Origin of the sequence: Paenibacillus mellifer (genome assembly GCF_023195895.1) — a bacterium.
GTDB lineage: Bacteria > Bacillota > Bacilli > Paenibacillales > Paenibacillaceae > Fontibacillus > Fontibacillus mellifer.
This window is the reverse complement of the sequence record NZ_JALPRK010000011.1, coordinates 129,619-152,627: the sequence shown is the minus strand read 5'-3', so window position 1 is coordinate 152,627 and position 23,009 is coordinate 129,619. Positions and strand designations below refer to the sequence as shown.

Sequence of the window (23,009 nt, the reverse complement as noted above, 5' to 3'; positions counted from 1 at the left end):
CGAACGCTTCGCTTCTTCAGAATCATTTCAACCTTTTGCTTAAGGATTCATTCAACCGTAAAACTTGGCATCCCCAAAGTATTTTTTACACACAGGCGTAAACCGGCTTGCGCTTAGCCAAAGCCGGTTTGTGCCGCAAGACATCTTTATGCCGTTGTCGCGAAACCGCGTTTGAATTGCTCGATGACTTCTTTCAGCTTCGTTTCGTTGTCTGCAGTCAGATCCTTCGTATCGCGGATCGATTGCAGGACGTCGCCATGCTGATTTTGGACGAAGGACAGGAATTCCGATTCGAACCGGCGAACGTCGGCCAAAGGAATGTCGTCCAGGTAACCTTTAACTGCCGTGTACAAGCTGACAACTTGCAGTTCGACTGCCAGAGGTTGGTTTACGCCTTGCTTCAGGATTTCCATCATCCGCGAACCACGGGTCAACCGGGCTTGCGTCGATTTGTCCAGGTCGGAACCGAACTGGGAGAACGCTTGAAGCTCGCGGTATTGAGCCAGGTCCAGACGCAGGGTACCGGCAACCTTCTTCATTGCCTTGATTTGCGCGGAACCGCCAACCCGGGATACGGAGATACCTACGTTAACCGCCGGACGTTGACCGGAGTAGAATAGGTCGGACTCCAGGAAGATCTGGCCGTCGGTAATCGAAATCACGTTGGTTGGAATGTAAGCCGATACGTCGGAAGCTTGCGTTTCGATAAACGGAAGCGCCGTGATCGATCCGCCGCCAAGCTCATCGCTCAGTTTAGCTGCACGTTCCAGCAAACGGGAGTGCAAGTAGAAGACGTCACCAGGGAACGCCTCACGGCCCGGTGGACGGCGAAGCAGCAAGGACAATTCGCGGTAAGCCGCCGCTTGCTTCGACAAGTCGTCATAGATGATCAGGACATGCTCGCCTTTGTACATGAAGTACTCGGCCATGGCTACACCGGCATAAGGAGCGATGTAAAGGAGTGGCGACGGTTCCGAAGCGGAAGCCGACACGACGATCGTGTAATCCAGCGCACCGTGGCGACGAAGGGTTTCCACTACGTTAACGACGGTGGATTGCTTCTGGCCGATGGCGACATAAATACATTTCACGCCGTTGCCTTTTTGGTTAATGATCGTATCGATGGCGATTGCCGTTTTACCGGTTTGACGGTCACCGATGATCAATTCCCGTTGTCCGCGGCCGATAGGAACCATCGAGTCAATGGCTTTGATCCCGGTTTGCATCGGCTCATGAACCGATTTCCGGTCGATAACGCCTGGAGCGTTATTTTCAACTGGACGGAATTCCGTTGTTTCGATCGGTCCTTTGCCGTCGATCGGCTGACCGAGCGGGTTCACGACGCGACCTAACATCGCCTCGCCTACCGGAACCTGCATAATTTGGCCGGTCCGTTTCACTTGGTCGCCTTCACGGATTTCGCTGTAAGGGCCGAGGATAACGACACCGACATTGCTTTCTTCCAAGTTAAGGGCAAGACCAAAAACGCCGTTCTCAAACTCGAGCAGCTCGTTCGCCATGGCGTTCTCTAGTCCGTGGACACGGGCGATACCGTCACCAACTTGAATAACGGTGCCAACTTCGGCCACTTCGATTTCCGATTTATATTGTTCGATCTGACTTTTAATCAGAGTACTGATCTCTTCAGGTCTGATACTCAAGTGTTTCACCCCTATCTACAGTGCTTGTCTTCGAAAAGACTTTTCAAGCCGTTCCAGTTTCCCGGCCAAGCTTCCATCGTACAACGTATCGCCGATTCGCACTTTCATCCCGCCGAGCAGCGATGGATCGATCACATTCTCGATCCGAATCTTCTTCTTCACAAGGGTACCGAACTCCGCAGCAACTTGCTGCTTCTCGTCCTCGTTCAGCGGGTACGTGGTCGTAACCACTGCGTTAGCAAGCCCCAGCGCTTCGCCGGAAATGCTCACATAAGCGTCCACCAACTCTGGCAAAAGCCCGATTCTTCCGCGTTCCACCAAGAGCTTCACCGTCGACACTACGGGTTTGGACAGCTTGCCTTCAATCGCGCGGGAAATGGCTTCCCATTTGGCGGTTTCCGTAATTTTCGGCGAGGCGATGAAATGCTCGATGTCATCCCCAGCCTGAAAAGCAGCCGCCAGCGCCTTCAATTCTTCTTCGACCTCTAGCGTCCGGCCTTCCGCCGCGGCAATTTCATATAACGCCTTGGCATACCGTTTTGCAGCTACGGTCTCGCGGCTCATGAGCGGCCACCGACCTCTTTAAGGTACTTGTCGACCAGTTCGCCTTGAACGCCTTCTTCGCTGACCTCTTTCTCGATCAGCTTGGATGCGATCTTCACCGACACGGCGCCGACTTCGCTGCGAAGTTGTTCCACAGCACGGTTCTTCTCGTTCTGAATGTCGCGTACCGCTTCCTCTTTCAAGCGGGTTGCTTCGTCCTTGGCTTGATCCAGCATTTGAGCGGCTTGCTTGCTGCTCGTTTGCTTGGATTGCTCGATAATGTCATACGCCTCTTTGCGCGCTTGCTGAAGGGCCGCTTTTTGCTCCTCCACAAAGGCAGTTGCCTGCTCGCGTGTTTGCGACGCTTCGCTAAGCTGTTGCTGCACGAGTTCGCGACGTTTCTCCATCACGGACAACAACGGACCGAAAGCGTATTTGTTCAATAAGAAGTATAAAATCCCGATCGCGATCAACGCGATGACGGTGTTTTCCCATACGATTTCCAAACTTAAGTCACTCCTTTCCGAAGCCTATCCGCATTCGCTTATCGCCCTGCCCGGGCTAAAAAGAAGGCGTGGACGGCTGTGGCCTTCCCCGCCATTTCTTTCTGGAAATTCTATTAAGCCTGACCAAAGAACATGAACGCCAGGACCACGCCGATGATCGGAAGTACCTCGATCAAACCTACGCCGATAAACATCGTTGTTTGCAGAGTGGACTTTGCTTCTGGTTGACGCGCGATCCCCTCAACTGTTTTGCTGATAACCATACCGTTACCCAGCGCTGCGCCAAACGCGCCCAAACCTGCTACGATAGCTGCTGCCAATAATGCCATTGCTCCCATTTTGTATATCCTCCTTAAATGTAAAATCAAATTTTTATAGTTCAGTCAGGTTGAAGTCATTCTCCAATCCGTAACTTGAAACTTAGCTTAGCTTAGCTTTGAAGCGTGGGAATCCAAACTCCCCGATTAATGCTCTTCCTCGTGACTTTCGAGGTTCTGCGAGATGTACACCATCATCAAGATGACAAAGACAAAAGCCTGGATCGCACCGACGAAAATACTGAACCCGTCCCAAACCATCAGCAGCGGAACGGAGAAGATCGCACCGACCACGCTCGCTTTAGCCAAAGTCATGATCGTGGAGATCAGTACCTCGCCCGCAAAGATGTTCGCATATAGACGAACGCCATGCGTTAGCAGCTTCGACAACTGCTCAATGATGTTAATCGGAAGGAAAAACGGATACGGCTGTACGTAATGCTTGAAATAATTTTTGGTATTCTTGATCATCCCAAGACCGTGAGATATTACGAATACCAGCAACGCAAGTGCCATCGTCACGCTAAGATCGGCCGTTGGGGATTTCCACCAGGCTACCTCGGCATGAGCTTCCTCGCCCGGGTGCTTCTCGTGTTCTTCCGCAAGCACCTTGGTCACCGAGGTGATTTCCTGACCGAAAATGGTTGCTTTTGCCGGATTATCATACTCTGTGACGACACCAAACGGAAGCCCGAGCATATTTGCGACAAAAATAAACATAATCATCGTCATGGCCAAAGAAAGAAACGGTTTCCCTTTCTTTAAATCCATGGTGCTGGAGATCATGTTCTGAACGAATTCCACCGCCCATTCCAAGAAATTTTGCAATTTCCCGGGATTCTCTACGGATAAGTTCCGCGTCGCCAGGCGGGCAATCACAAACACGATCGTGCAAGTCACCACCAGCATCAAAACAACGGACAGGTCTATATGTAGGCCGCCCAATTCTATGACCGGAGCTTCATGCATGTTTTCTCACCCCCATTCCAAGTTGAATGTTTCAAGCCTCAGGCTTACGAGAAAAACGAATGCCTATAAAAAGAAGCAAAAATTGCGCAAAAACCAGACTGCCGGCAACCGCATACACATTGAGGTGCTGCGGAAATTTCATAGCGGCAAATACCGCCAGAACCGCCAGTGCCGCACGGGTCAGAAACCCCATGTTCAACCGCTTTGAGCCGCCGTTTACCGCGGCATCCAGCACCTGCCGGACTTTACGGCTAAGGTAAACCGCATTGATCCAGCTTACCGCCGAACCGAGCGCTATGCCAAGCATAATGCTTTGATACTCCGGCAATAAAGCGCCTCCGAGAAAACACAGGGCCAGGAAACCAAGGGTTCCGGCTGTCAAAGCACGGCTGTATTTCGACAGCTCATCCATCATTTCCCCCCACAACCGACTTAATCAGAGCGACGATGCCGAGGATGCCCGCTGCAATGCCGATCAAAACGCCCAAACCAATGCCCAGGCCGTTCTTGAACCACAGCTTATCCATCCAGGCGCCAAGGAAGTAACCTCCTACAGCGCATACGGCAAAGTTCATTCCTAAAGCGGTTACCACAGCGACAGCCTTTCCAACGCTGTTGTTGTTTTTACCAGGTTTTGTCGGGTCTTCCATTTCAATCACCCTAATAATCCCAATTTATTTTACTAATTGTGAAGAGATCTTGTCAATTGAGGTTTTTTAGTGATTTAAAGCCTTGAAATGCTAAATTTGCCCTTGCCATCCTGAATAAAACGCATACAGCGTACAGTAATACTGTATACTTTTTTAAGCTCGCGATCAAAACAAATTTTCGTTAGTTTGTGAACTTTCTGTGAAATTCCTCCGGACGCTGATCCGAAAATCCGAAATGGTGACATATCGCATTGACAATTCTTTGCGATGCCTTTCCATCACCGTACGGATTTGCCGCCCGGCTCATCGTTTCATACAAGCTCTGATCGCTGAGCAGCGCCTTTGTCCGTTCATAAACCATCTCCTCATTTGTGCCGACCAATTCCAGCGTTCCCGCTTCGATCCCTTCGGGACGTTCCGTCGTATCGCGAAGCACAAGCACCGGAACGCCAAAAGAAGGCGCTTCTTCCTGCAAACCGCCCGAATCCGTAAGTATCAAATGCGTATGAGGATAGAAGTTATGCAAATCCACTACATCCAAAGGATCGATAAGTTTAATACGAGGGTGACTTCCCAAAGTTTCGTAAGCCGGTTCCCTTACCGCAGGGCTTGGGTGAACCGGATACACGATGGCTACATCCTCGAACTCATCGGCAATTCGCTTCACGGCACGGAAAATGTTCAAGTGCGGTTCGCCTTGCGATTCGCGGCGGTGCGCCGTCATCAAAATAAGCCGCTTTCCGGCGGCCCAGTCCAGCACAGAGTTCGTGTAATTCGGCTGTACTGTATATTGAAACACATCCGTAACCGTGTTGCCTGTGACATATATAGCTGACTCCGGCTTATTTTCCTTACGCAAATTACCAGCCGACCAATCCGTCGGAGCAAAGTGCAGATCGGCCAAAACGCCGGTCAACTGACGGTTCATTTCTTCCGGATAAGGAGACAGCTTGTTCCAAGTACGCAGGCCGGCTTCGACATGCCCCACCTTAATTTGCTGCAGGAAGGCGGCATAACTCGCCAGGAATGTGGTCAATGTATCCCCGTGCACCAGCACGATATCCGGCTTGGCCTCTTTGAGGACACCTTCCAACCCTTGAAGCACGCGAATCGTAATTTCGTTCAGCGTTTGATTCGGCTTCATGACGTCCAAATCAAAGTCCGGGACGATCTTGAAGACATCCAGCACCTGGTCGAGCATTTCCCGATGCTGCGCCGTCACGCAAACGATCGATTCGATCTGCTCGGGATGCTTTTGCAGTTCGAGAATCAACGGCGCCATCTTAATCGCTTCGGGTCTGACGCCGAAGATGGTCATTACCTTAATCTTACCCACCCTACTCAATTCCTTCCTTAATAGAGGTAATATAAAACTAGGCTTTCCATCGCGATGCATACTCACTGAAGTTGATTCGACGTCGAATCTTGAATTCAGCCGGTCGCTCCGTTGCTCACGTAGCCTCCAGCTACGCTCCGCTACTCCCTCCCTAGCTTCATCCAACCTTCTCGACGCTGAAAACCCAACTTTTAATCTTGATTGAAATGGTAATTTAAAACCAGGCCTCCCATCGCGATGCGAGTTCAAAGATGCGATTTCGACGTCGAATCTTGAATTCAGACTGTCGCTCCGAGGCTAACGGAACCAGATGACCTTATTTGACCGAAAACACCAAGTTTCCGATTCTAACGGAACTAGGGGACCTTATTTGCCTGAAAACACCCCAAAACACTTGCCTAAAGACAAATAAGGGCTCTGCGTTCCGTTAGCTTCTGAAAACGCGGAAATTGGTCGAAATAAGGGCCTTGAGTTCCGTTAGCTCGGATCACAAATTACTTCGTGCCGTACAACCGGTCACCGGCATCGCCTAGGCCTGGAATGATGTAGCCATGTTCGTTGAGGTGGCTATCCAAAGCGGCCACGTAAATGTCTACGTCAGGGTGCACATCATGCACTGCCTTGACCCCTTCCGGCGCAGCGATCAGATTCATCATCTTGATCTGGGTGCAGCCGCGGTTCTTCAAAGCCGTAATTGCCGCAATGGCGGATCCCCCGGTAGCCAGCATCGGATCGATCACGATCAGTTCACGCTCCTGAACGTCCGTAGGCAGCTTGATGTAGTATTCAACCGGTTGCAAGGTGTCCGGATCGCGGAACAACCCGACATGCCCGACCTTCGCCGCAGGGAGCAGTTTCAACACCCCGTCCAGCATCCCCAGTCCGGCGCGAAGAATCGGAATGAGCCCTAACATCCGTCCGGAAATAACCTTGGACTCCGCTTCAGCCACCGGCGTCTGCACTTTGATCGATTCGAGCGGGATTTCCCGCGTAATTTCGTAAGCCATCAAAGTAGCTACTTCATCCACCAGCTCACGAAAATCCTTCGTGTTGGTCCGCATGTCACGGATAAAAGTCAGTTTGTGTTGAATTAACGGGTGATCGCATACCACCAATTTTCCCATATTTTTGTTCGTCCCTCCGCTTTTATTGCTAAGTCTTTACTTGCCATCTCGTTCCCATTCTTCGAACGCTCCACAAATCTTGTCTATTATATCATTCCAAGTTGGCATTTTCATCCTCGCTCCAACATGTTGCAAAGCCGTCAAAAAGAAACCGTTTATATATGAAGCAACTCACTTGCATCAGCCCCATGCTATAGGAATGCCTTGACAGTCGGGATACGAATTCGTTATTATGGATACACTTAATCCATAATTAATACTAAGGGAGGGACCGGCCATGCAATATTCCAAAAGCACCGATTATGCACTGCACGCCCTCATTCACCTAGCGAGCGCAGAACGACGCCAGAACGTCGGTATCAAGCCATTGTCTGAGACGCTTGGTGTATCGGAGAGTTATCTGTCCAAAATCATGTCCAAACTGCGTCAGGACGGCATCGTTCGCGCGGTGCCGGGTGTGAACGGCGGTTACGAGTTGGCCCGCCCTGCGGATCAGATCACATTTCTTGAGGTTGTCCAGGTCATCGAAGGTCGGCAGCATTTATTCGAATGTTCGAATATGGAGTCGAATCAACATCGTTTGTTGGCCGAAGAAGAAAGCGACGATCGTTATCAAGCCGATCATGACTCGGAACGATGCGTATGCCTTGTAAAGCAGGTCATGGACGGGGCTGAACGACAACTGAATCAATATTTGCAAGAGCATACCATTCAATCGGTGGTTGACGCAGCCGTTGCCGCCGGAAAGTTCCCTGCGAACAAGAAGTGAGCTAACGACACTTCTTGCATTTTAATTATGGATATTAAAGATCCATGGAGGTGCGAAAAAGATGAATGAAGAAATGTTTGATGCCGTCATCATTGGAGGCGGTCCCGCCGGCTTAAACGCCGCTCTGATGTTAGGAAGAGCCCGCAAGAAGGCTGTGGTCATCGACGAAGGCAAACCCCGCAACCGCGTGACGCGAGAAGCCCATGGATTTCTGACGCGGGATGGGATCCCGCCAGGAGAGCTGCGGCGGGTTGCTAAGGAACAAATCGTCCGTTATCCCAGCATCTCATTTGTCGAGGAAGCCGTTCAGTCCGTTTCAGGGACGGACGGTCATTTTCAGATCACGACCACCCAAGGCCTCACCTTCCACAGCAAGAAGCTGCTATTCGCCATCGGCATGAAGGATCAGCCGCTGCACATTCCGGGACTTCCCGAGGTTTATGGGAAAAGCGCCTTTGTTTGCCCCTACTGCGACGGTTGGGAATTACGCGATGAGCCGTTGGTCATCATTACGAGAGGGGCGGAGGCCATGCATTTCATCCCGCTGATCTCCGGCTGGACGGATCGTTTCACGTTATGTACGAACGGCCCTGATGGGCTGACGGAAGCGGATCGCGAGGATTTGCGCCGGCACGGTGTCCCTTTTTACGACGCAAAAATCCGCTCCATTGAATCCGAAGACGGGATCGTGCGGCAAGTCATTCTCGAGGATGGTACAGCGATCCCATGCAGAGGGATCTTCTTTAGGCCGGACCTGATCATCGGCTCTCCCCTTCCCCAAACCTTGGGCTGTCAGGTCACCGAAACGGGAACAATTAACGTTGACGAATTCGGGAGAACGACTGTGCCGGGTGTGTATAGCGCCGGAGACGCCGTAACGATGCGCCATCAAGCCATCGCTGCAGCTTCCTCTGGGGCAATGGCCGCCGCGGCGCTGAATAATGAACTGAATCTGGAGGCATGGAGAGGGAGAGGGATTGAATGAGCCAAGACGATCATCGACATGCAGCCGTCAGACCAGGCGTCGAGTTGTTATCCTGGCTGCAGCCTGAGCCGGGCGAACGTATTCTCGACCTTGGCTGCGGGAATGGAGACCTCACGGCAGCTATAGCCGCCACCGGAGCCATCCCCACCGGGATCGATGCGTCCGAAGATATGATCCATCGGGCGAAGCAAAGGTATCCCGAGTTGAACCTTCAAACAAGAGATGCTCGGCACTACCGGAGCGACACACGTTATGACGCCGTTTTTTCCCATGCCGCTTTACATTGGATCCAGGATGCCCCTGCCGTCGCGGAAACGATCCACCTCGCCCTTCGGAAAGGCGGTCGGTTTGTTGCTGAATTTGCCGGGAAAGGCAATGTCGCTGCGTTAACCGGGGCCATCCGGCAGTCCCTGGAGACAAATGGGTATCCATGGGAGGGGCGAAATCCTTGGTATCACCCCAGTATCGGGGAGTACGCCAGCCTGTTGGAACGAACCGGATTCCGCGTGACGTTCGCCCGGCACCTCGACCTTCCCACGCAGTTAAAAGGAGAAGAGGCTTTAAGAAAGTGGCTCAACAGCTTTGCTGATTATTTTTTCACCGGGATCCCTGCCTCGGAGAGAGCTCCCTTGTATGACGCCATTGTATCCCTCGCAAAACCAGCTTTGTATAAGGAAGGACAGTGGATGCTGGATACCAGCCGACTTCGCGTTCTGGCGATCAAAGATACGGAATAGAACCCTGTAACCATCAAAAGCCGAGAGCGATGAGCTCCCGGCTTTGTTGTGACAACGTATTAGTATTTCAGGTTCGGGTACAGCGGGTAACGGTCGGTTAACTCGGATACTTGCTTGCGAGTTTTGTCCAACAGCGCTTCGTCTTTTGGCGATTTCAGCACGATTGCGATAATCCGGCCGATCTCCTTCATCGCTTCCTCATCCATGCCACGAGATGTAGCAGCCGGCGTACCGATCCGGATCCCACTAGTGACGAAAGGACTAGTTGGGTCGAATGGAATCGCGTTTTTATTCACGGTGATCCCGATCGAATCGAGCACATGCTCGGCGTCTTTGCCCGTGATGTTCAGGTTGCGTGTATCCACCAGCATCAGGTGGTTATCCGTACCGCCGGAGACGATGTTCAGACCTTCGGCCATCAGCGTTTCCGCCAGAACCTTGGCGTTCTTCACAACATTTTCCGCATAGGTTTTAAAAGAAGGCTGAAGCGCTTCGCCTAATGCAACCGCTTTGGAAGCGATCACGTGCATCAGAGGCCCGCCTTGCGTACCTGGGAATACCGCTTTATCAACCGCAGCCGCCCATGGCTGTTTGCACAGAATCATCCCACCGCGCGGCCCGCGCAACGTCTTATGCGTTGTTGTCGTTACAAAATGAGCATGAGGCACCGGGTTCGGATGCAGTCCTGCAGCTACGAGTCCGGCGATATGCGCCATATCGACCATGAAGAGAGCGCCCACGTCGTTTGCGATGGAAGCCAGCTTTTCGAAATCGATCATCCGCGGATACGCACTCGCCCCGGCCACGATCAGGCGCGGGCGATGCTTAAACGCCGCTTTGCGCACTTCATCGTAATCGATCAGGAACGAATCTTCCTGTACGCCGTACGCCACGAAGTTATAGAACAAACCGGAAGCGTTAACCGGGCTGCCATGGGTCAAGTGACCGCCATGCGCCAGGTTCATCCCCAGCACGGTGTCGCCGGTATTGATCGCAGCAAGGTAAACCGCCAGGTTCGCTTGCGCACCGGAATGCGGCTGCACGTTCGCATGCTCAGCGCCAAACAATTCTTTGGCCCGGTCGCGCGCGATATTCTCCACGATATCAACACGTTCACAACCGCCGTAATAACGTTTGCCCGGATAGCCTTCGGCGTATTTGTTCGTGAGTACGGAACCCATCGCTTCCATTACCGCCTCGCTGACGATGTTCTCGGAAGCGATCAGCTCAATATTGTTGCGCTGACGCTTCAGCTCCAAATTCATGGCCTCCAGCACCGCTGGATCTTGATTTCTCAAATTTTCCATCTTCCATTATCCCCCTTATAATAAATAACCAACCTTAATCGCAAAGCGTGGAACCCGAATCCGGCGGAAGTACATAAACGGCCCGTTCCCCGCCAATCAGTTTCGGACGGGTGGTGGCTGCCGTAACGCGCGCCTGCCCAACCTTGCGCAGCGAAGGACGAAACGGCACCGCCACCCGGCGCAAATGCATACCGATCAGCGTCTCTCCGATGTCGATCCCGGCATGAGCTTCGAGCATTTCCGCCAGGCACGGAGCCGACAAACGGCGATAAGCCGCCGCGGCCATCGATCCGCCAGCCTTCGGTACAGGCACCGCAGCTACCTCCGTCAACGAAAACCGCTCCAGCACCGCACGTTCGACTACCAGCGCACGGTTCAAATGCTCGCAGCATTGAAACGCAACGTCAAAGCCATATTTGACCCGGACCTGCTCTATCCCGGCCCATAACTCGGCTGCGATATCTTCAGCTCCGCCCGTGCCAATTCGTTGGCCCGCCACTTCGCTGGTGCTGGCTCCGACGACCAGCAGCTTCCCCGGACCCAGGTTAGCAACGGCGGCGACTTCCTCCGCGATCGCTGCCACCTGTGTCCGAATCGTTCCGAGCTCTTCACGCTCCATCTGATGCCCGCTCCTTTCTCCACCAACCAAGAACATGTAAACATAGTCTGTCCTTATTATAACAGAGAAAGGCATGCCGCAAACGGAGGACGTTTCCCCTCAACACATGACCACCCAACAAAAAAAGAGCATAACGCAGCTTACGCGCGTCGTGCTCTTTGCCCAGGCGACCGGCCGTATTCTCCGATGCTCCATCGTGGTTTGATCCACTCTTGTCGCCAGTTACATCGGAACTAGAAATTATCTGCTCTTAGAATAAAGCATCAACGAAGCAAATGCAACAGGTTTAATGTCCCTCGCTGCGCTCCAGCTTGACGATCAGCTTCTCCAGCGCCGCCGCAATCTCGGCCGCCGCCCGGTCATAATCCACCCGCGAACCGCCAAATGGATCAGAAATGTCGTAGGCTGGCAACCGTTGCTGCAGCTCATCGAGTCGCCGTTGCTGCGCCGCAGTCCACTCGCAGCCGAGCGCCCGGGCTAACTCCCGGTCCGCCGCCAGGCGCCGGAACTCCTCCAGGTTGGCTAGAATGGAGGCGTCGTCCTCGACGTACTCTTTTAACGTGAATATTTTATCGGCTGTCTCCGGAAATGAATGAACAACCTGTCGCTTATGCCCTTGTGTCAACGTCAGGATCAGATCGGCCCAATCCGCCAATTCGGCATATAAAGGGGTGGATTCAAAGGCATCCGTGATCCCTCGGTCCCGCAGAACCGCTCCCGCATGGTGGGAAATGGTGTTGCCTTTCATGGCGGCCACGCCGGCCGAACGAACCTGCACATCCAGCCCCCGGTCTCGTGCCAGCTTACGCAGCATGCCTTCGGCCATCGGGCTGCGGCAGGTATTCCCGGTACAAACAAATAAGATGCGCATGCCCTTTCACCTCCTGGTTAAGCGGGAGGTATTCCCGCGTTTGGACCTTTATTTTAACACGAATGACCGTAGTTTCAAAAGATGAACAGTAACCCAAAAGCTAGCAAAATCGCACCGCCTGCCGCCTCGCCGTAATCGCCCAGCGAACGTCCCATGCCTCGTCCCATCGCAAGCCCTACCAAAGACATGACGCCGCCAAAAAATCCGAAGGCCAGCACCGTCAGCAGCCAATCTCCATGAAACATCCCCAGCGACACGCCCACGGAAAAAGAGTCGATGCTGACGCTAAGCGAAAATAACAGCACCCCAAACCAGGTCCGGTGGTTGATCGACTGCATCCCGCTGCCTTTGATCGAACTGAGGATCATATGGGCCCCGAGCAGGAACAGCAGCCCCCCTGCGGCATACCGCGCTAGGCTTCCCAACAGCGCGCCGACATATTGTCCCGCCGCTATCCCAAGCAGAGGCATCAGCACGTGAAAGAGAGCGACCATCGTTCCGATGCGGAGCGCGTCCTTGCGCCGGACTCCCTTCATGCCGATGCCGACGCCCAGCGATAACGCGTCCATCCCCAGCGCAGCCGCCATCAGCAGGATCGTCAACAGCTCTCCCAGCCGCTCATAAGCCACCGTCATAACCGAATCCCCTTTTGTCCAGTCTTTTGTACAACCATATGCGGACAGGTTCCGGTTCATGACTTGGCGGAGGAGCAGGATTGGCAGATTATGGTGGAAGACGGTTAGCGACCTCACTGGAGTTAGGCACCCCCTTGGCATTACAATCCCCGCTCGCCCCGCCTGTCTGTGAAATAACGGTAAAAAATGGCGTTATTTTCTCAAAATCCGAGGTTTCCGCAGAAATAACGGAAATTCGTGGCGCTATTCCTCTCCGTAGGAGGCTGGTACCCCAATATCCGTAGAAATAACGACATCAAATACCGCTATTGTCCCAAACGAGGGGCGCCCCCTAAACATAACGCCCCTTTATACCGCTATCCACTACAATCCAACGCCGAACGAGCCTCAAGCGAATATACTAGACTACGATTCAGCTGTCCAACGATTCAGCAGATTAAGTTTAGTCGTTAACTCCACCCGTCCTCCCAGCCGCCAAACAAATCCATCTGGCGCGGCGGAAGCGCGCGAGGGGATTGACCCAGCAGGCCCATCATCTCCAGGGCGTTCACTGCGGCATCTCCGCCGGAATTATTGTTAAAGATCATGCAGATCTCATTCGTTCCTTTGTCGAGTACCTGGTTCAGCATCTCGGTCCACTCCGCAAGCTCCTCCTGCGAATAGCGGTACAACGTGCGGATCTCCCGCCAATTGGATGAGCCCGCTTGACTCCAGCCAGCGGCATTTCGGCCGTGCATCCGAACGATCGTCAGCTCGGCATCCGTCGGCTCCAGCACCGTAGGGACCGAGCCTTGCCCCGCCTGAGGTTCATCGCAGACGATATGAATCCAGCGCTCTTGGCGCATGAAATCCAGCGTACGCTCCTGATTGTCTGCAGCAAACCAGCTCTGATGTCGAAACTCCAGCGCCAAGGGCAAATCCCCCATCCATTTGCGGATCGCTCGCAGCTGACGGACATGCTCCGGTGTGCAGTCGAACCAGGGCGGGAATTGGAACATCACGGCCTTAAGCCGGCCGGCCTCCACGACCGGTTGGATCGAATCCAGATAAGCCTGGAACATGTCGCCCGGCCCGCCAAACAGGGATTTACCCCGGCTATGGCCGGTCATCCCTTGATAGGCTTTGATCACAAACGTGAAATCGGGCGGCGTCTCCGCCAGCCAGCGGCGGTACACCTCATCCCCCAACACGGCGTAAAAAGAGCTGTCGACTTCCACCATATTAAAATACTTCGCATACCAAGCGAGCTTGTCTTTGGCCGGCGTCCGGGCAGGGTATAAATCGTCATGATCCCCCCAGCCGGCCAGGCCGATACGGATCATGTCCGTCTCACCCCCTGCGCTATTCCAAATCGCCGCCGGCCTCGATCACCCGGTGACCGGCGGCTTTCAGCAGCCGGTTCATCACCGCCGAGCCCAGCCCCTCCTCGGGGCAGGCCTCGGCGAGGATGTAAGTGACGCCGCATTCGTCGAAGCGGCGGAGCGCCGCGTAGAGACGGTGCGCCGCCGTCTCCAGCTCGGCCTCGCGGCCGAGCGAAAGCGCGCAGTCGGCGCGGTAGGACGGGAGGCGCTCGTCGAAGGCGAGCACGCCCGTCTTCTCCCCGCGCGCCGCGGCCGCCGCAAGTTCGGCCTGGATGCGGTCCGCCACCCTGGCGGCGGACCCGCGCACGATGCGCAGCACGCCCTGCGGCGCATAGTGCGTGTACTTCATGCCCGGCGCGCGCGGCGCAGCCGCCGGGCCCGGGGCCGCTCCGCCGCCCGCCTCCGCCTCCGGCTGCAGGGCGGCGTCCAGCCGCACGCCCGCGCCGGCGACGCGGGCGAGCTGCTCTGCCGTGATCCCGCCGGGGCGGAGCACGGTGACAACCCCGTCCCGGCCGGCTTCCACGACCGTCGACTCCAGGCCCACCCCGGTGGGCCCGCCGTCGACGATGCCGTCAATGCGGCCGGACAGGTCCTCGCCCACGTGGCTCGCCAACGTGGGGCTCGGTCGCCCCGACCGGTTGGCGCTGGGCGCCGCCACCGGGCACCCCGCTGCGGCGATCAGCCGCAGCGCCACGTCGTGGGCGGGCATGCGCACGCCCACGGTGGACAACCCCGCCGTCACGCGCGGCGAGACGGCGCCTTCGGCCACGGGCAGCACCAGCGTCAGCGGCCCGGGCCAGAACGCCTCCATGAGCCGCCGGGCCGTCTCGTTCACTTCCGTGACGAGTCCGTCCAGCTGGCTCACGTCGGCGATGTGCACGATCAGCGGATTATCGGAGGGACGGCCCTTGGCGGCAAAAATCGCCTCCACCGCCGCTGGATTCCGCGCATCCGCTCCAAGCCCGTACACCGTCTCCGTCGGGAACGCCACCGTCCCGCCGGAGGCTAACACCTCGGCGGCTTCTCTCAGGGCCGCCGTCTCCTCCCCCGCAGTTGGAGCCTCCAATATACCAGCATCGGCAACTTGTCCCCCAGGGGTCGCGAACCCCGTTCCCGGCTCTACTCTCCACCATTGAGTCGACTTTGGTGCCACCTCTCCCAGAGCAGGAAGATTTCCTGCTCTAAGGGCTTTATTTTCAATAGATTGATTTCCATTCATTCTCGCTCATCCCAAACTGTTCGTTATCGATCTATTCTACTATTATACCCGAACCCGTCCATGCGCATAGCCCGTCCCAAAGAAGCCCGCAAAAAAACCGCCCGGATTCCTCCGAACGGTGTTTCTTCCTATGAACCATTAAGCAAATAAACTTGTAATCCAGTTCCAAAATTTCACCAGCATGTCCCACAGAAAGAACCGTACCTCTGTTTGTTCCGGCTCAACCTGAACCGCATCCCCTGAAACTCCGTCAGCCGAAGCTTTTGTTACCGTTGCCGTGCCGGTATCCTTAGCCAGCGCATCTCCGCTCCCGGCGTCGACGAAACACAGCGGCGGAAACAACACGCACCACCAGTTCTTCCCTTTCCCTTCGCCAAGCGTCACGCGCAGCGCTTCATAATCGCCGGCCGGATAAATGGCCCCGCCGTACATTTTCGTCGGAAAAGGGACCGTTCCGAGCTCGACTTGAAAGTCGTAGCTTTTCCCATATTGCTTGAGCGTTTGACCAACTTGTTCCTCGATAGCAGGCAGATGATCGCGGATCACCCGATGAGCCTCATCCAGGCTTTGCGGATTTTCCAGCTCGGCCACCCAGGCATTCATTTGCTCAACCACAGCGTCGCGAACGCGGCGTTTGACGAGCTGATCGCCGGTTCCATCCGAATTCGCCAGAATACGCAGCCGAATGGATTCCTGCGGAATAACCCCCTGCGTGCCTGCCGCAGCGGCAGTATCAACCATTTGTCCCTCCCAGGACATCAATAACATCACAATAGAAAAGAAGAAAAGGGCGAGTTTCTTACGGGAAGGTGTACGTTGGCTCATGATTCCTTGCTCCTAACCAAAACCGGTATTTCAGCAGCTGATGTCTATCATTATGTCCGGTTAAGAGACTTCTAAACCTCGGAATCTAGTAATTTTTTGCCTGCGAAAAATAGAGTGAAGAAATCACCCTATTTCCGCTGATCTCTCCTTTTCGAGCCAAATAAGATGAAACTTTCACCTTATCCCCTCCAAATCCGCTATTAGAGCCACCGTATCCGGAAATAAGCATAAAAAATCACCTTATTTCGGCGGTATCCCGACACCGCGTAATAATAAGATGATCAAGTAACTCTATTCGAAGAACTCAAAATGACCTCACACGTCCTCCGCTCACCCCTGCTTCTCCGGCCGGCGTTTCGTTCTCAGCAGGGCGTAACGCGAAGTTGATGATGACGGCACCGGGCTGTCCTCTTCCTTCTCTTGGCCGTAAATCCGGATGCTCATCGCTACGCCGATGCTCGCCATATTAATCAGCAGCGAGGTCCCGCCGTAGCTGATGAAGGGCAACGTGATTCCCGTCAACGGCATTAAGCCGATGAACATGCCGATATTTTCGAAGATCTGATACAGCAGCATCGCGACAATCCCCACGATTAGGAACGGTCCGCTCGTCTCGCGGCTCTCGAGGGAGATCAGGATAAGCCTGTGGATCAGCACAAAGTACAAGAGCAGCAGCGCGGAGCTTCCAATAAATCCAAACTCCTCGGCAATCACCACGAAGATCGAGTCCGAATACGTGAGCGGCACGCGTTCCGACTGGACGGTCTCCCCTTTCATGTACCCTTCCCCGGTCATCCCCCCGGAAGCGATCGCCAGCTTGGCGTTCCGGGTATGATAAGAAGCGTCCTCCGACGCTTTCTCGGGGATCAACCAGGGATCGATTCGGCTGATCCAATGCTCCCGGCCGATCTCCACGAAGAAGTTGTACACTTGGTCGTGATAGGTCTTGTAGGCGGTAATTCCGCCAAACATCGAACCTGCGAAGATGACGAGAGCGATCAGGGCATGCCAGTATTTAATGTTCCCGATCCACAACATGCCTGCCAAAATAATGACATAACTCAGCGCATTTCCCAAATCGTTTTGCGCCATCACGGCGACAAACGGAACGAAGGTCAGCAGACAGATCGGCACGACATCACGCCAGAACGATAGCCGAGGTTTGCGTTTGCGAAGCAGCATAAACCCGAGGAAGATAACCAGCAACAGCTTGAAGAATTCCGCCGGTTGAAAGCTTTGATTAATGACAGGAATCGTCAACCATCCCTTGGCATTGTAATACGTATTGCCGATAAACATGACGACGATCAGCAGCCCGAAACCGAACAAGTAAAAATAAGGCGCGTATTTGACGAGCAGCCGATAGTCGAGAATGGAGACTCCAAAAAATACGACAAACCCCAGCGCATAATACGCCAGCATGCGAAGGTGGTAGCCATGATATTGGGTATGCGACGTGGCGCTGTACAGCACCGCGATACTGATGACCATGAGCAGCAGCAAGATCAAGACAATGGAGTAATCGATTTTTTTCAGTTTGCTCAGCATGAACATCCTCTTTTCTTTATCTAGAAACCCCGTATCTTTACTTTAAAAGAAACCCCGCTTAACTACAAATGAGCCCTTCGACCCAAATAACGGGTGAAACAAGCAAAAGGTTTCCCCTTCGGGGGTTATTTTTACCCGGAGACGGGTTTTCTCTCGTCAACACGCAAAAAAAAGAACGCCGACGAAAACGTCGGCGCCCGAAATGGGGGTCGGGATAGGGAGGGGAAAATGGGGGAATGAAGGTTAAACGAGTTAAACGAATTAGACGGGAGTGATGAGAGTCAAGACACCCGTGGCGGCGGTCAGCGCGAGAATACCGATGGTTTGAATGTTACCCAACTGAACGGTAAACGTGCTGCCTTGAGTCACGGTCTGAATAAAATCCGGCGCGTTGTACCGGGTAATACGAAGTTCGACGTTACCCAGCGTAGCCGCAACCGTAACGATCCCGGTTGGGCCCAGCGGGTCGGCGGCCACGAAATAACCTTGGCCGACGCCCGCTGCTTGCGCATACGGATACGTCAGTGTGAACGCCATGTGGAATCTCCTCCTTTCGGTTTGAGATACCACATTCTATGAAACTACCCTTTCAAAGTAAGCGGCTTTTGGTTGAGGCGCTTCACCTATTTTCATAGAATCGCGCGATAGCGGAAGTTAACGTGTCCGCGCGATGCCCAGCACGTGGCGGTCGATGCCCGCGAGATCGGGAACCGTCACGATCTCGTCCCAATGGCCGGCGGCGCGGAGCAGTTCCGCAACGTCGGCGGCCTGGCCTTGGCCGAGCTCGAAGCCGATCAGGCGAGGCGGCCGCGGCAGCAGCGCGAGCTGCGCCATTAGGGTCCGGTAGGGCATGAGCCCGTCCGGACCGCCATCCAGCGCGCCGCGCGGCTCGAAGTCCCGCACCTCCGGCTGCAGGTGCGGGATGTCCTCCGCCGGGATATACGGCGGATTCGACACCACGATGTCCAGCGGCTCGCCGGCAAACGGTTTAAGCAGGTCACCCTGCTTGAACGTCACAGCAAGGCCGAGCCGCCGGACATTGTCCTGCGCCACCGCTAAGGCGTCGGGCGAGATATCGCTCGCCGCGACGCGCCAGGCTGGGCGCAGATGAGCCAGGGCCGCGGCGATCGGGCCGCTGCCCGTGCCGATGTCGGCGGCGTACGGCGCGCCGCCGGGCCACAACGCATCGCCTTCCAACGCGATGCGCTCCACGAGCAGCTCCGTTTCCGGGCGGGGGATCAGCACCGCCGGGTTGACCCGAAAGGTCAACCCGTAGAATTCCTGTTCCCCGATGATATACTGCGCTGGCTCGCCCGCCACTTTGCGGCGGATCACCCCTTCCCAGGCGTCCTGCTTGTCCGCCGGGAACGGCTCACGAAGCGCGGCCAAATACGCCGCGCCCGCAAGGCCCAGCACATGGCGGAGCAGCAGCTCCGCGTTCGACTCCGGCTCTCGCACGCCAGCCGCCGCTAAAAAAGAAGAAGCCTCTTTACGGGCTTCCCAAATCGTCATTGCACCGGACATCCGGTATCCTTCGTTGTGCAACACGTTATTCTCCTTTATCCATCAGGTCAGCTTGTTCGGCAATCGTCAATGCCGATACGATCTCACCGATCTCACCGTTCATCACCTGGTCCAGCTTGTGCAGAGTCAAGCCGATGCGGTGGTCAGTCACCCGGCTTTGCGGGAAGTTGTAGGTCCGGATCCGCTCACTGCGGTCCCCGGTGCCGACCTTGCTCTTCCGCTCGCCGGCGTATTTCGCTTCCTCTTCCTGCCGCTTCAGATCGAAGATCCGGGCGCGCAGCACCTGGAGCGCCTTCTCTTTGTTCGAGTTTTGCGATTTACCATCTTGGCAAGTCGCCACGATCCCGGTAGGAATATGCGTCACGCGCACGGCGGATTTCGTCGTGTTGACCGATTGGCCGCCCGCTCCGCTGGAGCAGAACGTATCGACACGGATATCCTTATCGAGAATTTCAATATCCACGTCCTCTACTTCAGGCAGTACAGCCACCGTTGAGGTCGACGTGTGAATCCGTCCGCCGGATTCCGTCGAAGGGATACGTTGCACGCGATGTGCGCCACTTTCGTATTTCAGCTTACTATATGCGCCCCGGCCGTTAATCATAAAAATGACCTCTTTAAAACCGCCCAGGTCGCTTTCATTCATGTCCATAATATCAATGCGCCAGCCTTGGGAATCAGCATACCGCGTATACATCCGGTACAAATCGGCGGCAAACAAAGCCGCTTCGTCCCCGCCAGCCGCACCGCGAATTTCCACAATGACGTTCTTATCGTCATTCGGATCCTTCGGCAGCAGCAATACGCGAATTTTCTCTTCCAGCTCCTGGTGGCGTGCGCTGAGTTCCTCGATTTCCATCTTCACCATTTCGCGCATTTCATCATCCAGCTTCTCGGCCTGCATGGCTTTAGCGGCTTCCAGCTCTTCGACGACATTCTTATATTCGGTGTACGCCTCATAAGCCGGCTGTAAATCCGATTGTTCTTTGGAGTAATCCCGCAGACGTTTCGAGTCGTTCGCCACGTCCGGATCGCAAAGCAGCTCACTCAGCTTCTCATAACGGTCAGCCAGGGATTGTAGTCGGTCCAACAAGGGATGTCACCTCTCTTCATTCAATCACTTTATCTGATAAAAAGCCGCTCATCCGCAGGCTTAGTATTTCAGGGATAAACGACTTTTTATTATATCATGGAACCCGTGTTTTGGCTAGGCCGCATCCGCCCTGGAATCCCTGTTTCATCCTTGGATCTTTCTACCAAAAAAAGACGCCGCGTAGGCGTCCTTTCTTGGCTTTCATGAAAGATAAATCTTAAAGGTCAAGCGGACGGCCGCTATTCCCCGTCCCATCCGCCTCTGGTTTTGCAAATTCCGCGGTTGCACGAAAAGCACTGATCTGTTCAACCAGTGACTGCTCCAGCTTGGCATTCCAGTCGCGAACCAAGCCCGGCAGCAAGCAAGCATCGACAATAACCCAGACGGTCAGTGCCAATCCAAATAGGATAACCGGGATGAGCAGAAGCAGCGAATAGGCCGTTTCGGGTGAATCTACGCTTTCGATCCCGGCTGCAATGGCGAACACAAAGTAAAGTACGAACGCCAGGATAAATAAGCACAGCTGCACGACCCCGCTGGCAATCCGCTTCAGGTAGAAGCGATGCACGCCTAAGTGACCGGCCAGCAGCATCAGGTAAGCCAGGCCCAACGATTTCTCACGCTTATTCATTTCCGAGTTCAGAAGCAGCAGTTCGCTCGTGGTCAAATCGCCTTTGGTCAGCATAATTAGATTGGGTACTCCGGAGATCTGCCGCGATCGTAGAAGATCCGATCGATGACACGGTTCTCCACCTCAGCGTTGTGCTGTTTCACCCAAGAGTGCACCAGGAAAGCGTCCACGATCCACCAGATCCCAGTGACGATCAGCCCAACGACCGTCAATGACAAGATCAGCTGAGTTACAGCCGTCCCGATTTTTCCCATGTAGAAACGATGGCCCCCAACGACTCCGAGGAAATACCATAGAATGTAAGCAACAAACATGTTTTTCCCCTGGTTTTTCACCTCGGATTCCAGCAGCAGCAGTTCCCGGGTATCCAATTGGGATTTGCGGTGCAAGGCGTAATCCATACTCATTAAAACTCCCCCTAGATGTAAGAAAAATAAAAACTTGAATTAAGTATACAAACTCGTTACTATGAAAACAATGCAAATTTTTCCCAAGTATACATCTTTCTTTACCAAAGTTATGCCGGACTCGCCTCCATTATTCACCCTTTTGAATATAAGAAAATAGTGCAAATCCTAATAAAACTGCCCCAAGTCTCGCAGACACCCTGCGATTCTTGGGGCAGTAATTTCATACCGTTAAAAAACAAGTTATACGTTAAAGCGGAAATGCATGACATCGCCGTCTTGAACGACGTACTCTTTGCCTTCCAGGCGCAGCTGGCCGCGTTCACGCGCTGCGTTCATCGAACCGGCGGCGACGAGGTCATTGTAAGAGACCACTTCGGCGCGAATAAAACCGCGTTCGAAGTCGGTGTGGATGACGCCCGCCGCTTGCGGCGCTTTCGTCCCTTTGCGAATGGTCCAGGCGCGAACCTCCTGCACCCCGGCCGTAAAGTACGTGTACAAGCCAAGCAGGCGGTAAGCCGCTTGGATCAGGCGATCCAAACCGGAAGCGCTCAGACCGAGCTCCTCCAGGAACATCGCCTTGTCTTCGCCATCCAGTTCGGCGATCTCCGCCTCCACTTTGGCGCTGATCGGTACCACTTCAGCACCTTCGGCTGCAGCAAATTCCTTGACCTGTTGAACAAAAGGATTGCTGTCGGCCTCGGTCACGCCATCCTCGCTGACATTGGCCGCATACAACACCGGCTTCAGGGTTAACAGGTGCAGGTCACGTACGATCAGCTTCTCCTCTTCGTTCAGCTCGATGCTGCGCGCCGGTTGATCGTTATAAAGCGCCTCCTTGATCCGTTCCAGGACCTCGACTTCCTGGGCGTATTGCTTATTGCCGCCCTTCATATTTTTCTTGGAGCGTTCAATCCGTTTCTCCACGCTCTCCACGTCAGCCAAGATCAACTCCAGGTTAATCGTTTGGATGTCGCTGATCGGATTGATTTTACCGTCCACATGCGTAATGTTCTCATCCTCGAAGCAACGGACCACATGAACGATCGCATCCACTTCGCGAATATGGGCCAAGAACTTGTTGCCAAGGCCTTCGCCTTTGCTCGCGCCGCGCACCAAACCGGCGATATCAACAAATTCAAATGCCGTTGGAACGGTGCGATTTGGAACAACCAATTCGGTCAGCTTGTCGAGACGCTCGTCCGGCACCTCCACCACGCCGACGTTCGGATCGATCGTACAAAACGGATAGTTGGCGGATTCGGCCCCCGCCTGGGTTATCGCGTTAAACAATGTGGACTTCCCCACGTTCGGCAAACCCACAATGCCTGCTTTTAAAGCCATATGATTGACAACTCCTCATTCATGTAAT

At 54.3% G+C, this 23,009-nt stretch carries 26 protein-coding genes and 1 riboswitch; of the genes, 3 read left to right on the top strand and 23 right to left on the bottom strand.

Translation table 11 applies throughout. From position 1 onward, the window contains the following. Window positions 1-146: 146 nt before the first annotated feature. The 9 genes from atpA to upp all read right to left on the bottom strand — a co-directional run bounded on the left by atpA (window position 147) and on the right by upp (window position 7,106). Window positions 147-1,661, bottom strand: a complete 1,515-nt coding sequence (gene atpA / locus M0651_RS13715; protein WP_248552308.1) for a F0F1 ATP synthase subunit alpha — start codon at window positions 1,659-1,661, stop codon at window positions 147-149. A 15-nt stretch (window positions 1,662-1,676) separates the two neighbouring features. Continuing rightward, a complete protein-coding gene (locus M0651_RS13710) occupies window positions 1,677-2,225 on the bottom strand; it encodes a F0F1 ATP synthase subunit delta (RefSeq protein ID WP_248552307.1) in 549 nt (182 codons plus the stop codon). Further along, a complete protein-coding gene (gene atpF / locus M0651_RS13705; RefSeq protein WP_248552306.1) occupies window positions 2,222-2,710 on the bottom strand; it encodes a F0F1 ATP synthase subunit B in 489 nt (162 codons plus the stop codon). Before atpF ends, M0651_RS13710 begins: the two co-directional genes overlap by 4 nt. Window positions 2,711-2,823: 113 nt before the next feature. Continuing rightward, the gene (atpE, locus tag M0651_RS13700; protein WP_009223739.1) at window positions 2,824-3,048 is read right to left on the bottom strand and encodes a F0F1 ATP synthase subunit C; all 225 of its coding nucleotides are present in this window, start codon (window positions 3,046-3,048) and stop codon (window positions 2,824-2,826) included. A 126-nt stretch (window positions 3,049-3,174) separates the two neighbouring features. Next, complete coding sequence (atpB, locus tag M0651_RS13695; protein WP_248552305.1) at window positions 3,175-3,996, bottom strand: F0F1 ATP synthase subunit A; 822 nt, start codon at window positions 3,994-3,996, stop codon at window positions 3,175-3,177. Window positions 3,997-4,027: 31 nt separating this feature from the next. After that, entirely contained in the window at window positions 4,028-4,408 is a 381-nt protein-coding gene (locus M0651_RS13690; protein ID WP_248552304.1) for an ATP synthase subunit I, read from the bottom strand. Further along, window positions 4,401-4,646, bottom strand: a complete 246-nt coding sequence (locus tag M0651_RS13685; RefSeq protein WP_248552323.1) for an AtpZ/AtpI family protein — start codon at window positions 4,644-4,646, stop codon at window positions 4,401-4,403. Before M0651_RS13685 ends, M0651_RS13690 begins: the two co-directional genes overlap by 8 nt. A gap of 181 nt (window positions 4,647-4,827) precedes the next feature. Then, a complete protein-coding gene (gene wecB / locus M0651_RS13680; protein ID WP_308195510.1) occupies window positions 4,828-5,982 on the bottom strand; it encodes a non-hydrolyzing UDP-N-acetylglucosamine 2-epimerase in 1,155 nt (384 codons plus the stop codon). A 494-nt stretch (window positions 5,983-6,476) separates the two neighbouring features. Then, window positions 6,477-7,106, bottom strand: coding sequence for a uracil phosphoribosyltransferase (gene upp, locus M0651_RS13675; protein WP_248552303.1), 630 nt, complete (start codon window positions 7,104-7,106; stop codon window positions 6,477-6,479). A 277-nt stretch (window positions 7,107-7,383) separates the two neighbouring features. Between upp and M0651_RS13670 the strand changes: the two genes are divergently transcribed. From M0651_RS13670 to M0651_RS13660, 3 genes are all read left to right on the top strand, one after another. After that, a complete protein-coding gene (locus M0651_RS13670) occupies window positions 7,384-7,875 on the top strand; it encodes an RrF2 family transcriptional regulator (protein ID WP_248552302.1) in 492 nt (163 codons plus the stop codon). 61 nt (window positions 7,876-7,936) lie between these two features. Next, window positions 7,937-8,860 carry an NAD(P)/FAD-dependent oxidoreductase gene (locus M0651_RS13665; RefSeq protein WP_248552301.1) on the top strand — a complete coding sequence of 308 codons (924 nt, stop codon included), beginning with the start codon at window positions 7,937-7,939 and terminating at the stop codon, window positions 8,858-8,860. Then, the gene (locus M0651_RS13660; protein WP_248552300.1) at window positions 8,857-9,597 is read left to right on the top strand and encodes a class I SAM-dependent methyltransferase; all 741 of its coding nucleotides are present in this window, start codon (window positions 8,857-8,859) and stop codon (window positions 9,595-9,597) included. Before M0651_RS13665 ends, M0651_RS13660 begins: the two co-directional genes overlap by 4 nt. A 59-nt stretch (window positions 9,598-9,656) precedes the next feature. On the opposite strand, the gene glyA is transcribed toward M0651_RS13660, so the two are convergent. From glyA to ychF, 14 genes are all read right to left on the bottom strand, one after another. Further along, entirely contained in the window at window positions 9,657-10,904 is a 1,248-nt protein-coding gene (glyA, locus tag M0651_RS13655) for a serine hydroxymethyltransferase (protein ID WP_248552299.1), read from the bottom strand. Window positions 10,905-10,938: 34 nt separating this feature from the next. Beyond that, a complete protein-coding gene (locus M0651_RS13650; protein WP_248552298.1) occupies window positions 10,939-11,523 on the bottom strand; it encodes a TIGR01440 family protein in 585 nt (194 codons plus the stop codon). Between the two features lie 153 nt (window positions 11,524-11,676). Beyond that, window positions 11,677-11,759, bottom strand: a riboswitch (ZMP/ZTP riboswitch). 50 nt (window positions 11,760-11,809) lie between these two features. Continuing rightward, the gene (locus M0651_RS13645) at window positions 11,810-12,394 is read right to left on the bottom strand and encodes a low molecular weight protein arginine phosphatase (RefSeq protein ID WP_248552297.1); all 585 of its coding nucleotides are present in this window, start codon (window positions 12,392-12,394) and stop codon (window positions 11,810-11,812) included. Between the two features lie 74 nt (window positions 12,395-12,468). Next, window positions 12,469-13,029, bottom strand: coding sequence for a manganese efflux pump MntP (locus M0651_RS13640; RefSeq protein WP_248552321.1), 561 nt, complete (start codon window positions 13,027-13,029; stop codon window positions 12,469-12,471). A 449-nt stretch (window positions 13,030-13,478) separates the two neighbouring features. After that, a complete protein-coding gene (locus M0651_RS13635) occupies window positions 13,479-14,351 on the bottom strand; it encodes a DUF72 domain-containing protein (RefSeq protein ID WP_248552296.1) in 873 nt (290 codons plus the stop codon). Window positions 14,352-14,370: 19 nt separating this feature from the next. Next, window positions 14,371-15,609 (bottom strand): L-threonylcarbamoyladenylate synthase, encoded by a 1,239-nt coding sequence (locus M0651_RS13630; protein WP_248552295.1) that lies wholly within the window; start codon window positions 15,607-15,609, stop codon window positions 14,371-14,373. 138 nt (window positions 15,610-15,747) lie between these two features. Next, window positions 15,748-16,434, bottom strand: a complete 687-nt coding sequence (gene spoIIR / locus M0651_RS13625) for a stage II sporulation protein R (protein ID WP_248552294.1) — start codon at window positions 16,432-16,434, stop codon at window positions 15,748-15,750. A gap of 330 nt (window positions 16,435-16,764) precedes the next feature. Beyond that, the gene (locus M0651_RS13620) at window positions 16,765-17,982 is read right to left on the bottom strand and encodes an FtsW/RodA/SpoVE family cell cycle protein (RefSeq protein WP_248552293.1); all 1,218 of its coding nucleotides are present in this window, start codon (window positions 17,980-17,982) and stop codon (window positions 16,765-16,767) included. Between the two features lie 261 nt (window positions 17,983-18,243). Beyond that, window positions 18,244-18,519, bottom strand: coding sequence for a hypothetical protein (locus tag M0651_RS13615; RefSeq protein WP_248552292.1), 276 nt, complete (start codon window positions 18,517-18,519; stop codon window positions 18,244-18,246). 117 nt (window positions 18,520-18,636) lie between these two features. Continuing rightward, window positions 18,637-19,506, bottom strand: coding sequence for a peptide chain release factor N(5)-glutamine methyltransferase (gene prmC / locus M0651_RS13610; protein WP_248552320.1), 870 nt, complete (start codon window positions 19,504-19,506; stop codon window positions 18,637-18,639). Between the two features lie 25 nt (window positions 19,507-19,531). Beyond that, on the bottom strand, window positions 19,532-20,599 hold the full coding sequence (gene prfA, locus M0651_RS13605) for a peptide chain release factor 1 (protein WP_248552291.1): 1,068 nt from the start codon (window positions 20,597-20,599) through the stop codon (window positions 19,532-19,534). A gap of 217 nt (window positions 20,600-20,816) precedes the next feature. After that, the gene (locus tag M0651_RS13600) at window positions 20,817-21,284 is read right to left on the bottom strand and encodes an NINE protein (protein ID WP_248552290.1); all 468 of its coding nucleotides are present in this window, start codon (window positions 21,282-21,284) and stop codon (window positions 20,817-20,819) included. Between the two features lie 2 nt (window positions 21,285-21,286). After that, window positions 21,287-21,631 carry a TM2 domain-containing protein gene (locus M0651_RS13595; RefSeq protein ID WP_372490958.1) on the bottom strand — a complete coding sequence of 115 codons (345 nt, stop codon included), beginning with the start codon at window positions 21,629-21,631 and terminating at the stop codon, window positions 21,287-21,289. Between the two features lie 249 nt (window positions 21,632-21,880). Then, the gene (ychF, locus tag M0651_RS13590; RefSeq protein WP_248552288.1) at window positions 21,881-22,981 is read right to left on the bottom strand and encodes a redox-regulated ATPase YchF; all 1,101 of its coding nucleotides are present in this window, start codon (window positions 22,979-22,981) and stop codon (window positions 21,881-21,883) included. Window positions 22,982-23,009: the final 28 nt, after the last annotated feature.

What these genes read in the sequence shown, in the direction of transcription:
- upp (WP_248552303.1), bottom strand. Translation starts at nt 7,106, where the DNA reads ATGGGAAAATTGGTGGTATGCGATCACCCGTTAATTCAACACAAACTG.
- M0651_RS13650 (WP_248552298.1), bottom strand. Translation starts at nt 11,523, where the DNA reads ATGGAGCGTGAAGAGCTCGGAACGATTCGGACACAGGTGGCAGCGATC.
- M0651_RS13670 (WP_248552302.1), top strand. Translation starts at nt 7,384, where the DNA reads ATGCAATATTCCAAAAGCACCGATTATGCACTGCACGCCCTCATTCAC.
- M0651_RS13630 (WP_248552295.1), bottom strand. Translation starts at nt 15,609, where the DNA reads ATGAATGGAAATCAATCTATTGAAAATAAAGCCCTTAGAGCAGGAAAT.
- M0651_RS13640 (WP_248552321.1), bottom strand. Translation starts at nt 13,029, where the DNA reads ATGACGGTGGCTTATGAGCGGCTGGGAGAGCTGTTGACGATCCTGCTG.
- M0651_RS13615 (WP_248552292.1), bottom strand. Translation starts at nt 18,519, where the DNA reads ATGGCGTTCACACTGACGTATCCGTATGCGCAAGCAGCGGGCGTCGGC.
- M0651_RS13710 (WP_248552307.1), bottom strand. Translation starts at nt 2,225, where the DNA reads ATGAGCCGCGAGACCGTAGCTGCAAAACGGTATGCCAAGGCGTTATAT.
- spoIIR (WP_248552294.1), bottom strand. Translation starts at nt 16,434, where the DNA reads ATGAGCCAACGTACACCTTCCCGTAAGAAACTCGCCCTTTTCTTCTTT.
- atpB (WP_248552305.1), bottom strand. Translation starts at nt 3,996, where the DNA reads ATGCATGAAGCTCCGGTCATAGAATTGGGCGGCCTACATATAGACCTG.
- M0651_RS13620 (WP_248552293.1), bottom strand. Translation starts at nt 17,982, where the DNA reads ATGCTGAGCAAACTGAAAAAAATCGATTACTCCATTGTCTTGATCTTG.
- M0651_RS13685 (WP_248552323.1), bottom strand. Translation starts at nt 4,646, where the DNA reads ATGGAAGACCCGACAAAACCTGGTAAAAACAACAACAGCGTTGGAAAG.
- M0651_RS13690 (WP_248552304.1), bottom strand. Translation starts at nt 4,408, where the DNA reads ATGGATGAGCTGTCGAAATACAGCCGTGCTTTGACAGCCGGAACCCTT.
- M0651_RS13660 (WP_248552300.1), top strand. Translation starts at nt 8,857, where the DNA reads ATGAGCCAAGACGATCATCGACATGCAGCCGTCAGACCAGGCGTCGAG.
- M0651_RS13665 (WP_248552301.1), top strand. Translation starts at nt 7,937, where the DNA reads ATGAATGAAGAAATGTTTGATGCCGTCATCATTGGAGGCGGTCCCGCC.
- M0651_RS13635 (WP_248552296.1), bottom strand. Translation starts at nt 14,351, where the DNA reads ATGATCCGTATCGGCCTGGCCGGCTGGGGGGATCATGACGATTTATAC.
- M0651_RS13645 (WP_248552297.1), bottom strand. Translation starts at nt 12,394, where the DNA reads ATGCGCATCTTATTTGTTTGTACCGGGAATACCTGCCGCAGCCCGATG.
- prmC (WP_248552320.1), bottom strand. Translation starts at nt 19,506, where the DNA reads ATGTCCGGTGCAATGACGATTTGGGAAGCCCGTAAAGAGGCTTCTTCT.
- ychF (WP_248552288.1), bottom strand. Translation starts at nt 22,981, where the DNA reads ATGGCTTTAAAAGCAGGCATTGTGGGTTTGCCGAACGTGGGGAAGTCC.
- glyA (WP_248552299.1), bottom strand. Translation starts at nt 10,904, where the DNA reads ATGGAAAATTTGAGAAATCAAGATCCAGCGGTGCTGGAGGCCATGAAT.
- atpE (WP_009223739.1), bottom strand. Translation starts at nt 3,048, where the DNA reads ATGGGAGCAATGGCATTATTGGCAGCAGCTATCGTAGCAGGTTTGGGC.
- M0651_RS13595 (WP_372490958.1), bottom strand. Translation starts at nt 21,631, where the DNA reads ATGGATTACGCCTTGCACCGCAAATCCCAATTGGATACCCGGGAACTG.
- M0651_RS13600 (WP_248552290.1), bottom strand. Translation starts at nt 21,284, where the DNA reads ATGCTGACCAAAGGCGATTTGACCACGAGCGAACTGCTGCTTCTGAAC.